The organism is Rhizobium sp. BK650, assembly GCF_014195325.1.
Classification (GTDB): domain Bacteria; phylum Pseudomonadota; class Alphaproteobacteria; order Rhizobiales; family Rhizobiaceae; genus Rhizobium.
In genome coordinates, this window is record NZ_JACIBK010000008.1 from 137,175 (window position 1) to 150,864 (window position 13,690).

The 13,690-nt window shown below is 59.2% G+C and carries 14 protein-coding genes; 6 read left to right on the forward strand and 8 right to left on the reverse strand.

The annotated features are described in order from the left end of the window. Nucleotides 1–82: 82 nt before the first annotated feature. A complete protein-coding gene (locus FHX15_RS19895) occupies nt 83–724 on the forward strand; it encodes a LysE family translocator (RefSeq protein WP_184400083.1) in 642 nt (213 codons plus the stop codon). Here FHX15_RS19895 and FHX15_RS19900 read toward each other — a convergent pair whose 3' ends face one another. Then, nucleotides 725–1,171: a hypothetical protein gene (locus tag FHX15_RS19900; protein WP_184400084.1), complete on the reverse strand. Its 447-nt coding sequence runs from the start codon at nt 1,169–1,171 to the stop codon at nt 725–727. Between the two features lie 202 nt (nt 1,172–1,373). Between FHX15_RS19900 and FHX15_RS19905 the strand changes: the two genes are divergently transcribed. The 4 genes from FHX15_RS19905 (at nt 1,374) to ppa (ending at nt 6,828) form a co-directional block, all read left to right on the forward strand. Further along, nucleotides 1,374–3,461, forward strand: coding sequence for a M3 family metallopeptidase (locus FHX15_RS19905; protein ID WP_184400085.1), 2,088 nt, complete (start codon nt 1,374–1,376; stop codon nt 3,459–3,461). Nucleotides 3,462–3,618: 157 nt separating this feature from the next. Then, nucleotides 3,619–5,439 carry a translational GTPase TypA gene (gene typA / locus FHX15_RS19910; RefSeq protein ID WP_184400086.1) on the forward strand — a complete coding sequence of 607 codons (1,821 nt, stop codon included), beginning with the start codon at nt 3,619–3,621 and terminating at the stop codon, nt 5,437–5,439. A gap of 197 nt (nt 5,440–5,636) precedes the next feature. Further along, a complete protein-coding gene (locus FHX15_RS19915; RefSeq protein WP_183749653.1) occupies nt 5,637–6,143 on the forward strand; it encodes a GNAT family N-acetyltransferase in 507 nt (168 codons plus the stop codon). 148 nt (nt 6,144–6,291) lie between these two features. After that, nucleotides 6,292–6,828, forward strand: coding sequence for an inorganic diphosphatase (gene ppa, locus FHX15_RS19920; protein ID WP_112572889.1), 537 nt, complete (start codon nt 6,292–6,294; stop codon nt 6,826–6,828). Nucleotides 6,829–6,831: 3 nt separating this feature from the next. Here the strand turns inward: ppa and FHX15_RS19925 are convergent, their stop codons facing one another. Together FHX15_RS19925 and FHX15_RS19930 are read right to left on the reverse strand one after the other, a co-directional pair. Continuing rightward, nucleotides 6,832–7,143 carry a DUF167 domain-containing protein gene (locus FHX15_RS19925; RefSeq protein ID WP_184400087.1) on the reverse strand — a complete coding sequence of 104 codons (312 nt, stop codon included), beginning with the start codon at nt 7,141–7,143 and terminating at the stop codon, nt 6,832–6,834. Further along, entirely contained in the window at nt 7,140–7,430 is a 291-nt protein-coding gene (locus FHX15_RS19930; RefSeq protein ID WP_210290784.1) for a YggT family protein, read from the reverse strand. The genes FHX15_RS19925 and FHX15_RS19930 overlap by 4 nt, the downstream gene beginning before the upstream one ends. 139 nt (nt 7,431–7,569) lie before the next feature. On the opposite strand from FHX15_RS19930, the gene FHX15_RS19935 reads away from it, so the two are divergent. After that, nucleotides 7,570–8,814, forward strand: coding sequence for an MFS transporter (locus tag FHX15_RS19935; RefSeq protein WP_184400089.1), 1,245 nt, complete (start codon nt 7,570–7,572; stop codon nt 8,812–8,814). Here the strand turns inward: FHX15_RS19935 and FHX15_RS19940 are convergent. The 5 genes from FHX15_RS19940 to FHX15_RS19960 form a co-directional block, all read right to left on the reverse strand. Further along, nucleotides 8,795–9,541 carry a glutamine amidotransferase gene (locus tag FHX15_RS19940; protein WP_184400090.1) on the reverse strand — a complete coding sequence of 249 codons (747 nt, stop codon included), beginning with the start codon at nt 9,539–9,541 and terminating at the stop codon, nt 8,795–8,797. The two genes, FHX15_RS19935 and FHX15_RS19940, sit on opposite strands and share 20 nt — an antisense overlap. Next, complete coding sequence (locus tag FHX15_RS19945; RefSeq protein WP_184400091.1) at nt 9,528–10,013, reverse strand: TerB family tellurite resistance protein; 486 nt, start codon at nt 10,011–10,013, stop codon at nt 9,528–9,530. Before FHX15_RS19945 ends, FHX15_RS19940 begins: the two co-directional genes overlap by 14 nt. Before the next feature lie 17 nt (nt 10,014–10,030). Beyond that, nucleotides 10,031–11,638: a heme biosynthesis protein HemY gene (locus tag FHX15_RS19950; RefSeq protein ID WP_184400092.1), complete on the reverse strand. Its 1,608-nt coding sequence runs from the start codon at nt 11,636–11,638 to the stop codon at nt 10,031–10,033. A 2-nt stretch (nt 11,639–11,640) separates the two neighbouring features. Further along, on the reverse strand, nt 11,641–12,912 hold the full coding sequence (locus FHX15_RS19955) for a COG4223 family protein (protein WP_184400093.1): 1,272 nt from the start codon (nt 12,910–12,912) through the stop codon (nt 11,641–11,643). A 68-nt stretch (nt 12,913–12,980) separates the two neighbouring features. Next, nucleotides 12,981–13,688 carry a uroporphyrinogen-III synthase gene (locus FHX15_RS19960; RefSeq protein ID WP_184400094.1) on the reverse strand — a complete coding sequence of 236 codons (708 nt, stop codon included), beginning with the start codon at nt 13,686–13,688 and terminating at the stop codon, nt 12,981–12,983. Between the last annotated feature and the right edge of the window lie 2 nt (nt 13,689–13,690).

Below are 13,690 nucleotides of genomic sequence, written 5' to 3' on the forward strand. Positions count from 1 at the left end.
TTGTCACATCGATTACAGGTTGTAACGTCTTGACGCGGCAGGGCTGTCGCATAAGCTGAGCCGTCATCACGGGAGCATTTCTATGCCGCAATCCCTGCTTCTCGGCGCCTTCCTGGCGGCGCTTTTTTATGTGCTCATTCCCGGCCCGGCCTTCCTGCAGCTTCTCGGCATAGGTGCCGGGCAAGGGCGCAAGGCAGGCGCCTTTTTCATGATGGGTCATCTCGTTGGCGATATCATCTGGTCGGGATTGGCGTTGATCGCTATCGTCGGTGCCAAGACCATCGGCACGTTCGTGTTCGACCTGCTGGGACTTGCCTGCGGCTTCTATCTCGCCTGGATCGGATGGAGCGCCGTCAATGCCAAGCCGAAGGTCGAGGGGCAGGCGCTGCTCGTCGTGGAACGGCCGTTCCGCCGCGGATTGATTTTCGGCGTCACCAATCCGAAGGGCTATCCGGTGGCGCTCGCCACTTTCACGGCGCTGGTCGCGGGCTCTGCAAGCGCGCTCGACTTTCAGGCTCTCCCGATGCTGCTCAGCGTGTCCTTCGTCGGTTTCGTCACAGCTGATATCATCCTGATCGGGATCATCGGTGCCGGCGTCGTACGCCGCTTCTACCGCGCCCATGAAGGGCTGATCGTACGCTGCTCCGGCGTGCTCTTTATGGGTTTTGCCGTGCAAGCGTTGTGGCACGCCACACCCGGCCTGCTTGGCTGGCGAAAGGCCTGATCAGGCGTCGTTGACGAGAAAACCGACGACCGAATTCAGCGTCTGAACCTCATTAGGATCCCCGATCGACATGGCGATCTGAAGCTGGTTCTTGTAGTAGTCCAAGAAGTTGAAGCTCGTGCCGTCAGTGACGTTGGACAGATCGATGACATTGCCGAGCGGATCGATAGCATGCATCGGCAACGGTTCGGATATTGCGGCAAACGTATTCTGATCGATCAGGCCATTGTCGTAGCCCTGGCGCGCATAGCTGCGCAATTCACCAGGGCTGACGGCTGTAAAATCGAGCGCCCGCCTGTTCTCAGAGTCTTCTATTTGGAATGAGCCTTGGGCGACAGTCAGCTTCGGCTCAATTGTAATATCAGCGGTCTTCGAACTTTTTGCGTTATTATTGGGATTATTTTTGAATAGCAAACTCTGAGAAGACCGCACGGAAAAGATTTCCATGCGCATGTCCTCTTACTTGAAGATTAAGGGGAATTTAGCGTCCCGGCCTGATTCGCGTCAATCGTTAACGATTGGTTAATTTTTATGTATCAATTCTTGCCCGCAAATTTATCGGGGCGGGTAAAAGCCCAGTCAGACACATATCAATTCGGTGACGGCGTTCCTATATTACCCCTTCATTTGCTGGCATAAAGGACTTCACATGTCTTCTCCCACTCAATTCAATCAGGCACTTGTCAATTGGGATGGCCTTCATGGTCTGCCGCGTTTTGACGCGGTTGCCGATGGCGATTTTGCTGCCGCCTTCGAGGCGGCGCTTGCTTCACACGAACGCGAGATCGACGAGATTGCCGGCAACAGGGAAGAGCCGAATTTCGAAAATACTATCGTCGCGCTCGAAATCGCCGGCGATGAGCTTTCGCGCGTTTCCGCTCTCTTCTGGAACCGGGCGGGCGCCCACACCAACGATGTCATTCAGGCGCTGGAGCGGGAGATTTCGCCAAAGATGTCGCGGCATTATTCGAAGATCGGCATGAATGCCGATCTCTTCAGGCGCATCGACACGCTCTGGGAAAAGCGGGAGAGCCTCGGCCTGACCTTGGAGCAAACGCGCGTGCTGGAGCGACACTGGAAAGGTTTCGTCAAATCGGGCGCCAAGTTGCCGAAGGCCGAGCAGGAGAAACTCGCCGCAATCAATGAGAAGCTCGCCGGCCTCAGCACCAGCTTCGGGCAAAACGTGCTTGCCGACGAGAAGAACTGGTCGCTCATGCTCTCAAGCGAAGACGAACTTGCCGGCATTCCTGATTTCCTGCGTGACGCTATGGCGGCGGCAGCCCGTGAACGAGGCGAGGACGGTAAATATGCCGTGACCCTGTCGCGCTCGATCATCGAGCCCTTCCTGACTTTCTCGGAACGGCGCGATCTTCGCGAGCAGGCCTTCAAGGCCTGGGTGGCGCGCGGTGAAAATGCCGGAGAGACCGATAACCGCGGGATCATTCGTGAGACGCTTGCCCTGCGTGACGAGGTGGCAAAGCTCCTCGGATATGGCAATTTTGCGGAATTGAAGCTCGACAAAACGATGGCAAAGACGCCCGAAGCCGTTAACGGCCTATTACGTGCCGTTTGGGCCAGGGCGGTGAAGCGTGCCCATGAGGAAGAAGCCGATATTGCCGGGTTGATCGCGGCCGAGGGCAAGAACCATGAGGTCATGCCTTGGGACTGGCGCCATTACGCGGAGAAGATCCGGGCGCAACGGTTCAATTTCTCGGAAGCGGAACTGAAGCCCTATCTGCAGCTCGAAAAGATCATCGACGCCTGCTTCGATGTCGCCGGCCGGCTGTTCGGCATTCGCGCCGTCGAGAGGAAGGGCGTTGCCGCCTATCATCCCAATGTGCAGGTCTTCGAGATCCGCGACCGGGACGACAAGCTGGTCGCGCTCTTCCTCGGCGATTACTTCGCTCGCAGCTCGAAACGTTCGGGCGCCTGGATGAGCTCGTTCCAGTCACAGCACAAGCTGGCGCTGAAGAACGGCCATCATGGCGAACTGCCGATCATCTACAATGTCTGCAATTTCGCAAAGCCCGCGGAAGGCAAGCCGGCGCTGCTTTCGCTCGACGATGCGCGCACATTGTTTCATGAATTCGGCCACGCGCTGCACGGCATGCTTTCCGATGTCACCTATCCTTCGGTGTCGGGTACGGGCGTTTCACGGGATTTTGTGGAGCTTCCCTCGCAGCTCTACGAGCACTGGCTGACGGTTCCTGCCATCCTCAAGGAATATGCGGTGCATTTCGAGACCGGAGAGCCAATGCCGCAGGCGCTGCTCGATAAGGTTCTTGCCGCTCGCACCTTCAATTCCGGCTTCAATACGGTGGAGTTCACCTCCTCGGCTCTGGTCGACATGGCCTTCCATACGCGCGACAAGGTGGAGGATCCGATGGCGGTGCAGGCGGAAGTGCTTGCCGAAATCGGCATGCCGAAATCGATCGTCATGCGCCACGCTACGCCGCATTTCCAGCATATCTTCTCGGGCGGCTATTCGGCGGGCTATTACTCCTACATGTGGTCGGAAGTGCTCGATGCCGACGCCTTCGCCGCCTTCGAGGAGACGGGCGATGCCTTTGATGGCGAAATGGCCAGGAAGCTTCGGGACAATATCTACTCCACGGGCGGCTCGGTCGATCCGGAAGATGCTTACAAGGCTTTCCGTGGCAAGCTGCCGAGCCCGGATGCGATGCTGGTCAAGAAGGGCCTTGCGACCTTCGAGGAATTGACAGGCAGCGACGCTTAAGACAGTTTGATGACATGAGCCAAGCGGCATGGTGACAGCCATGCCGCAGCTTTCGCGTGCCACCCCCTTTCGCAATCGCGAAAAAAACGGTATGAGCGCGCCAACATAAATGGCGCGTCCACTTGGCGTAGCGCCCCAGCCTCAGAGATTATGACATATGGCACTTCGCAACATCGCGATCATCGCGCACGTTGACCATGGCAAAACGACCCTCGTCGACGAGCTTCTGAAACAGTCCGGTTCGTTCCGCGAGAACCAGCGCGTCATGGAACGCGTGATGGATTCCAACGACATCGAAAAAGAGCGCGGCATCACCATTCTCGCCAAGGCGACGTCGATCGAGTGGAAAGACACCCGCATCAACATCGTCGATACGCCCGGCCACGCCGACTTCGGCGGTGAAGTCGAGCGCATCCTCTCGATGGTGGATGGCGCGATCGTTCTCGTCGACGCCGCCGAAGGCCCGATGCCGCAGACCAAGTTCGTCGTCGGCAAGGCTCTGAAGGTCGGCCTTCGCCCGATCGTTGCGATCAACAAGATCGACCGTCCGGACGCCCGCGCCGAAGAAGTCGTCAACGAAGTCTTCGACCTCTTTGCCGCTCTCGACGCAACCGATGAGCAGCTCGACTTCCCGATCCTTTACGGTTCCGGCCGTGCCGGCTGGATGAACTTCGATCCGGCAGGCCCGACCGACGAAGGTCTCGCACCGCTCCTCGACCTGGTCGTCAAGCACGTTCCGGCCCCGACCGTCGAAGAAGGCCCGTTCCGCATGATCGGCACGATCCTGGAAGCCAACAACTTCCTCGGCCGCATCATCACCGGCCGTATCGCTTCCGGCTCGATCAAGCCGAACCAGGCGGTGAAGGTTCTCGGCCAGGACGGCAAGCTGATCGAACAGGGCCGTATCTCCAAGATCCTCGCCTTCCGCGGTATCGAGCGTCAGCCGATCGAAGAAGCGCATGCAGGCGATATTGTCGCGATCGCCGGCCTCTCGAAGGGCACCGTCGCCGACACCTTCTGCGATCCGTCTGTGACGGAAGCCATGAAGGCACAGCCGATCGACCCGCCAACCGTTACGATGTCCTTCATCGTCAATGACTCGCCGCTTGCCGGCACCGAAGGCGACAAGGTCACGAGCCGTGTCATCCGCGACCGCTTGCTCAAGGAAGCCGAAGGCAATGTCGCTCTGAAGATCGAAGAAAGCGCCGACAAGGATTCGTTCTTCGTTTCCGGTCGCGGCGAACTTCAGCTCGCCGTTCTCATCGAAAACATGCGCCGCGAGGGCTTCGAGCTTGCCGTTTCGCGTCCGCGCGTCGTCATGCACAAGGATGATGCCGGCCAGCTTTTGGAGCCGATCGAAGAAGTCCTCATCGATGTCGACGAGGAGCATTCCGGCGTCGTCGTGCAGAAGATGTCCGAGCGCAAGGCCGAAATGGTCGAGCTTCGTCCGTCGGGCGGCAATCGCGTTCGCCTCGTTTTCTACGCGCCGACCCGCGGCCTGATCGGTTACCAGTCGGAACTTCTGACGGATACGCGCGGCACGGCGATCATGAACCGCCTGTTCCACAGCTACCAGCCGTACAAGGGCGAAATCGGCGGCCGGGTCAACGGCGTGCTGCTCGCCAACGAAGCCGGCGAAGCCGTTGCCTACGCGCTGTTCAACCTGGAAGACCGCGGCCCGATGATCATCGACGCCGGCGAAAAGGTCTACATGGGCATGATCATCGGCATCCACACGCGCGACAACGACCTCGAAGTCAACGTGTTGAAGGGCAAGAAGCTGACCAACATCCGCGCCGCCGGCAAGGACGAAGCCGTCAAGCTGACCCCGCCGATCCGAATGACGCTGGAACGTGCTCTTTCCTGGATCCAGGAGGACGAACTGGTCGAAGTGACGCCGAAGTCGATCCGTCTGCGCAAGATGTATCTCGACGCCAACGACCGCAAGCGTTTCGAAAAGTCGAAGGCCGCTCTCTAAGAGCCTAAGCCGTAGCTTTAAACCCCGGCCTTGGCGCCGGGGTTTTTTATTGTGCGCTGCGTCGATTCCGGCTTGTGACAATCGTTAAAAAAGCGTTAAAATTTCTCAATCGTCCACATATCAAGTCTGTGGGCAATCGATCACGATGCGGCTGCCGCATATGGTTAATTGCCTCCGGCAGGACCAGAGTAAGCGTTATGAAGACGTTGTCGATCGATGTTCGGCGGGCCGAACCTCATGATGCCCGAGCCATTTCGGAAGCCCACCGGCTTTCTTGGCAGCATACCTATGCCGGCATTATTCCGCATCGCGCTCTGACCCAGATGATCGAACGCCGCGGAGAAAATTGGTGGCGTAAAGCGACTCGAGGTCCGGCAACCCTGCTTGTTCTGGATGTTGCAGGCACCGTTGCGGGCTATGCGACCCTGGGGCTCAATCGTGCCCGCGCATTGCCTCAGGAAGGCGAAATCTACGAGCTTTATCTGCGCCCGGAATATCAGGGTATCGGCCTCGGAAAGCTGCTATTCGGCGAAGCACGGCGGTTGTTGAAGTCTCTGGGCTGCAACGGTCTCGTCGTCTGGTGCCTGGAAGAAAATGAAACCGCCGCCAACTTTTATCGCGACCATGGCGGTATGGATTTCTGCGAAGGTATGGAAAATTTCGACCACAAGCAGATTAAAAAGATCGGCTTCGTTTGGAACTGATTGCAGCGCCGAGGGGTGCTGCATATTTCATTAGAGAAATTCTATATTCTGGCGCCCCGCATGTTAAACATCGCTTGCGAGGCGTGTTGCGTTGCGAGATGAAACCGATTAACTGGCTTCGAGCAATTCAACCTCCCGGGAGTTTCCTATGCGCATCGACGCCGTTTCAATCGGTAAGAATCCACCTGAAGACGTCAACGTTATCGTCGAGGTTCCGGTCGGCGGTCATCCGATCAAGTATGAAATGGACAAGGAAGCCGGCACGCTGGTTGTTGACCGTTTCCTCTACACGCCGATGACCTACCCGGGTAACTATGGCTTCGTACCGCATACGCTCTCTGAAGACGGCGACCCGATCGACGTACTGATCGCAAGCACCCGCCCGCTGGTTCCTGGCTGCGTCATCAACGTGCGCCCCATCGGCGTTCTGAAGATGGAAGACAATTCCGGCAAGGACGAGAAGATTATCGCCGTTCCGTCGCCGAAGCTGACGCTGCGCTACGAGAAGGTCAAAGACTACACCGACCTTCCGGAGATCACGCTGAAGCAGATCGAGCACTTCTTCGAGCACTATAAGGATCTGGAACCCGGCAAATGGGTGAAGATCTACGGTTGGGGCGATTCCAAGGAAGCCGGCGCGCTCATCCTAGAAGCGATCGAACGCGCCAAGAAGGAAAAGGCCTGATCTTCAGGCGACAAGCGCTTCAAGCTTTTTGGTCAAATCCTCCGGGTCACCGTCGATCCGGAGGATTTTTTTACGTGATGTGTCGCCGGAGACGAGATCGACGGAGGACTTCGCGACGCCGAGCGATTTGGAAATGAGGGCGATGAGCGCCGTGTTGGCTTTTCCCTTTTCAGGAACAGCAGTGACGCGGACCTTCAGCAGCATGCCGCCTTCGCCATCGGATTCGATCCCGTCAACGGCATTCCGCCCGCCATTCGGCGTCAGCCGGACGGTCAGGCGGATATGATCGTCAAATTTCTTCCAAGGCGTGGTCAAGCGACGAGCGGATAGATCGTCGTCCAGAGGAAGGAGCGCAGGAAGAAGATGACGAGCAAAAGGATGATCGGCGAGATGTCGATGCCACCGAGATTGGGCAGCAGGCGACGGATCGGGCGCAGCAGGGGCTCCGTGACGTTATAGAGGAACGTTCCGACCTGATTGACGAACTGATTGCTGGAATTGATGACGTTGAATGCATAGAGCCAGGAGAAGATAGCGCTGGCAATCAGGATCCAAGTATAAAGTTGCAAAGCCAAATCAATGGTTTGAAACAGCGCAATCATAGTCGTCTCCAATTCGTTGTTGACAGACATGTAGACATTGGCGACTAAACGAGCAAGTGCCGTGTGGAACCGCACGGTGAATCATGTTTAACGGCCGCTTTTGCACGGCTTTTGGCGCCCGTTTCCTCGGAAAAGCTTCATGTCGCTTTCGCCCACCGGAGACCGTTTTGCCGCGTTCCGGCACCCGTCTTACACCCGTTTCTTCTTCGCACGGTTCCTGCTTTCCTTCTCGCAGCAGATCGTCAGCGTCGCGGTGGGCTGGCAGATGTATGACCAGACAGGGAGCGCCATCTATCTCGGTCTGATCGGGCTCGTGCAGTTCCTGCCATCTCTTGTGCTGATTCTCGTCACTGGTTCGGTGGCCGATCGGCACAATCGCCGCGCTATTGCCTCGATCTGCTCGCTCATCAGCGCGCTCTGCACGCTGGCGCTACTCGCCATGACAGTTTCGGGCACGTTTTCGCCGATCCCGGTTTTTGTCGTGCTGTTCATCTTTGGTATCGAACGCGCCTTCATGGCGCCAGCCGTGCAATCCCTTGCGCCAAACCTGGTGCCGGAAAAGGATCTCTCCAACGCAATCGCCTGGAATTCGTCTTCCTGGCAGCTGGCGGCCATCACCGGGCCTGTGCTTGGCGGCCTACTTTATGGTGTCAGCGCATCGACGGCCTACGCGGTCGCTGTCGTTTTCTCCGCGCTCGGTTCACTGCTGCTCTATATGATTCCCAAGCCGCCGCAGAAGACGACGGGCGAGGCAAAGAGCTGGGACATGATCCTCGGTGGCTTCCGTTATATTCGGGAAGAGAAGGTGGTGCTTGGCGCCATCTCGCTCGATCTCTTCGCCGTTCTGCTTGGCGGCGCCACGGCACTCATGCCCATCTTTGCACGCGATATCCTCACGCTCGGACCGTGGGGCCTTGGTCTGCTGCGTTCGGCGCCTGGCGTCGGTGCAATCATTATGGCGATCTTCCTTGCTGCCTATCCGCTGAAGCATAAGGCTGGCATGTATATGTTCATCGGCGTAGCGATTTTCGGCCTCGGTACGATTGTGTTCGGCCTGTCCACCAATACCGAAGTTTCCATCGCCGCGCTCGCCATCATGGGCGCCGCGGACATGATTTCCGTCTATGTTCGCGAAAGCCTTATCGCGCTTTGGACGCCGGACCATCTGCGTGGCCGTGTCAATGCGGTCAACATGGTCTTCGTCGGTGCTTCCAACGAGCTTGGAGAATTCCGGGCAGGGACCATGGCGTCGGTTTTTGGCGCCGCCCCGGCCGTCATTATTGGCGGGATCGGCACGCTCGTCGTTGCTGCAATCTGGGCATCCGGCTTCCCGAAGTTGCGGAAGATCGATACGCTTGCGGCGCCTATGCGAGAAGCGGTGTAACGGCCGCCGTCCTGCTCTCGAAGACGATATCGAGGAAATCGTCGAGCCAGGCTTTGAGCGGCGCATCGAATAACATGCGTCCTTCCAGATGCTCCCGTCCCTGCTGGGCATTCGGCAAGATGAAACGGTGGGCGCCGTGAACGACCCAGCGGTGCATCATTACCCGCGTCAGTTCCGCATGAAACTGCAGGCCCCAGGCGTTGCCGTTATAGCGAAAAGCCTGGTTGGGATAGGCATCGCCCGACGCCAGCAGCTCGGCCCCATGCGGCAGTTCAAAGCCTTCGCGGTGGAAGTGATAGACCATTTTCGGCCAGCGCATCAGCAACCGGCCTCTTTCGGTTGCATGCAGCGGATACCAACCTATCTCGGTGGACCCGTCATGATTGGCTGCGACTTTGCTGCCGAGTTGGCGCGCCAGCATCTGCGCGCCGAGGCAGATACCGAGATAGGGCCGGTTTTCCCTGAGCGGCACTTCCAGCCAGTCGATCTCCGTTTTGACGAATTCATCGGGATCGTTGGCGCTCATCGGGCCGCCGAAGACCACGGCACCGGCATGGTCGTCGAGTGTTGAGGGAAGGGGATCGCCGAGTACCGGACGACGAATATCGAGATCATAGCCCTTCTTGACGAGAAGCTGCCCGACTCGACCGGGGCTGGAATGCTCCTGATGAAGAATGATGAGAATAGGGCGCCGGTCGCGTTTTATGCTTCTGTCAGTCAGCGTCATCCTGCACCACCCGTGCGTCCGTAACCCTTGCGGCAGCCTCCTGCCGCTTCTGAATACGCTCACGGGAAGAAACACCCAGGAGGTCGGCGATCCGCCAGATTACATGGTCTTCCATTTCGCTGCGCTCACCATCGGCATAGACAATATCCCAGAGAATGCCGATCAGCTCCAGCCGCTGTTCGGTATTGAGATGCCTCTTAAGATCGGATGTGAAGCGGAAATAATCAACCGCCGAGCTTTCGGCTTCCTGCCCTGCGGCCATCAGAGCATCGAGCTGCTTGCCGTCGAGCGCATATTGCTCCTTCAGAAGCTTCCGCAGCCGCTTTTTCTCGCTCTCCTTGATCTGGCCGTCTGCTTCCATGACCTGCATGCAGAGCGCGGCGACCGCGATGCGTGGGTCATCGGGGGCAAAGCCAGATTTTGGACGGTCGGCGGTCAGATGCTGGAAAAATGCCTGAAAGCGTTCGAACATGCGGTTTTCGTTCCATTTCAGAAAAGGCGGAGCCGTGTCTTGGGCTCCGGTTCCACCTTAGGGTCGCGGACGCCAGGATCATCCGGCAGGCCGCCAAAGAAGGGTTTGGGTTCCGGCGTGGCAGGAACCGGCCGGGAAGTGTACGGTTCGGCAGCCTTTGCCGATGCGGGCGCTGGGGTTGCTGGGCGCGTGGCTTCGGCAATCGCCGCCGCCCGTTCCAGCTCGATAATGCGATGATCATTGACCACGCTTTCCGGGCGGGTCTCGCGCAGCGGTGGCAAGGTCTTCAGCGCCGTTTCGATCGAGGCGCTCGAACCTTCCTCGACAGGGCCTTCAAGCTGACCGAAGGGCGCCTTCCACTCGAAAGCGTCGAGTCGGCCGGTCACCGGTGAAACCGGCAGCCATTTGTCGGACACAAAGCCATCGGCAACCCAGGCCGGATCGCGCGGCGCCTTCAACGCCTGTGCCAGCCAGTGGCGGACGCGCCCTTGGTCGCCGGTTTCGGCTTCTTCGATATCGGCAAGCAGCAGAAACGCCGCCTCGCGGGGTTCGATACGAGCGGCGGCTTCCGCCTTGGCGCGAGCCTTGGCGAATTCCTGCGCATCGAGTGCCGCCTGGGCGACGACGAGGAGAGATTCCACATTGTTTGGCCGCATGCCTTCCAGCCGCTCAGCACGCTTCAGGCGATCGAGGGTGGAATCGCCGCTGCGGGCGCGGATATAAACGCGGCCGATTTCCGGATGCGGCCCGGCCTTCCACGCCTGTTCGAGGATCGAGGCGGCTTTGCGTACGCCGCCTTCACGGAAAAGTGCCTTGGCGGCGATGAGCGCAGCGGGGACGAAATCGGCCGATAGTTTCAGCGCCTGCAGGGCATCGTCGCGGGCGCCAGCAGGGTCGCTTTCAAGCTTGTCGTCAGCGCGGGCAGTAAGAAGGACGGCATGCAGGCGATTGGCTTGCGCCTTTTCGACAACCTTGGCAGCCTTCTGCTGTTCCAGCAGGCGGATTGCATCGTCCCAGCGACCGGACTGGCTACGGTATTCGAGTGTCGCCTGTGCGGCCCAGGGGAGATAGGGGGCGTTGTCGGCGGCTTTTTCCGCATATTGGCGGGCAGCTTCGTTTGCGCCAAGGCGCTTGGCCTCCAGATAAAGGCCGCGCAGGCCGAGTTCGCGGGTTTCCGGGTCGTTGGCCATCATCTCGAACTTGGAGCGTGCCTCATCATAGCGACCTTCGATGAGAGCTGCCTGTGCTTCCAGGAGATTGATCAGCGGTTCCTGATCGGCGCGGAGAAGGCCGCGCGAGCGGGCCGCCATCTTGCGGGCGAGCAGGGCGTTGCCTGCCCCGGCGGCGATGAGGCCGGTCGAGAGCGCCTGATAACCGCGGTCGCGTTTGCGGGCGCGGAAGAAGCGCGTCACCGAATGCGGAGAGGTCCAGACGAGGCGGACGAACCACCAGGCCACCATGACGGCAGCAATCAGCGCGATGATGGCGCTCGCCGCGACGATCAGCTTGGTCTGGTAGATCTGGCCTTCCCAGATCAGTGACAGATCGCCGGGGCGGTCGGCAAGCCAGGAGAAGCCGTAGGCGAGAACGAGAACGAGGAGCGCGAAGATTATCAGGCGGACCATACTCATCCTTCCTTGCCGGTGCTGGAAACGGCCTTGGAGAGGGCGCCGCCGACAAGATCCTCGACGCGAATACGAGCTTCGAGCGACTGCTTGAAGGCAGCGGAAGCCTGTTTGGCGGCAGCAGGCAGGCTGTTCCATTCGGTGGCTGCGCCGGGCAGATCGCCGTTTTTCACCTTGTCCTCCATACGCGCGGCGATTGCTTCGACGCTTTCGCCTTCGACATTGCCGACGGGGCGGACTGATACCAGCGATTTTGCGCTCGACATCAGCCGGTCCGACCAGCTCTGATTGGGGTCGGGCTGATTGGCGGATTCGACGATGGCTGTGGCGACATCGGGAACCTGACGGATCAGCTCGGCGCGGGAGGGCACACCGGTTTCGGCAAAGCTGCGCAAATCGGTCGCCGCCGGATCATCCGGTGCGACGCCGGCAAACGTATCGAGTTCGGCGCGGAAGGGGCCGCCACGGTCGATTGCAGCCTTTAGAGCCGCAGCAGCGATGGCGCGGGCAACGGCGACATCTTCGCGCGGTTCGTTCAGTTTCTTTTCGGCTTCGGCAAGACGGTTGGACATATCGGCGCCGCTGGAGGTCTGCTGTTCAGTGGTCTGTGCAAGGCTCGTCTTCAGCTGTTCGATCTGAGCGGTCAGATTTGCAATCTTCTGGTTGAGTGCGTCGAGATCTGCAGCGCCAGTCGACGCTGACTCCGGTGCCCGAGGAGCCGATTCAAGAGCCGCGATACGTCTTTCGAGGGCGCTGGTATCGGCGGCTGGCGGCGGATTGGAGGCCAGGCTTGCTACCGATTGCTTCAGGTCTTCGATCTCGCCGGAGAGGTCGGCCAATTCCGCAGAGTTTGTCGAGGGAGTGGAGGAGCCGGGCAGATAACCCGCGTATTGAATCGCGCCGGCGCCGAGCAAAGCGACAAGGCCGCCGAAAATGCCGGCGGCAATCAGGCCCGATGTGACAGCGCCCTTCTGCGCCGGAAGCGGCTGTACAGGTTCGGCTGGAGGAGGCTCCATTGTCGAGGACTCTTCCTGCGCGCTGGCGGCGCGTTCGCTTTCATGTTCCGATAACGGTTCCCCCTTGGTTTCCGCAGCGGCTGCGGTTTCGGCAACAGGGATATGGTCGGATGCGCGAGCGGTCTCTTCGGCAGGTTTTTCAGGGTCAGTCGCCGTGGCGAAGTCCTGCGTGTCCAGGTCGATCGTGACCGGCTCGTCGGAGCTCTTCGAGTGGCGTGGCGGATTTCCTGATACCATGAGGTCCTCATTATCCTGCATTGCAACGAAACTAGACAGGGATGGCAATTAAGGGAAGAGGTTAGATCAAATTTGGGCGGCTAAAGCCTTCAAAGCAGCGACAAAAGGCTTTTTTCGTCCGGCATCGGCGAAATCTCCAGAGCTCCCTTCAAGTCAGGTGGAACAGCTTCCGCAACAGTGTTGCTGAGGCAAATGAGACGGATTTTCGGCCGCTGCAGCAAAAGGGACTCTACCCGCGAGATATGAAAGAAATTTCCGGCCGTCTGACGGGAGTAAAAAAGAACCGCATCCGGCATATTTTCTGTCAGGAGCGTTGCGACAACCCCCGGATCGGGGGCAATGGGCTCCATCCGGTAACATTCGGTAACCGAGAAGTTCTGCCCGAGCTCTGTCAGCCGCGTCTCGAAGGTTTCGGCACGCGGACTGCCGGCAAGATAGAGAAGCCCGTCGGCATCATTTGCCGCAATCAACTCCGCCAGTTCGCGGCCGCTGCCCGACGATGCCGTAACAGAATGGAACCCCAGTTCGCGAGCCTCGTCGGCCGTCGCTTCGCCAACGGCAAAGAGCTTGCGCGAGAGGTGAGATGTCAGCGCGTCGCCAAGGAACTGCAAGGTTCGCACCGCTTCGGCGCTCGTTATGGCAACTGGTCCATTGGTTGTTTCCAGAGCCTGTCCAGCGGCCGCTGCATCGTGGACGGGACGGCTGAGCGGCAGCAGCAGCGGCTCGTGACCCAACGCACGTAAACGTTGAGCGGTCCGCTCACCCGAATGTGCGGGACGGGTGACGAGCACGCGCATTC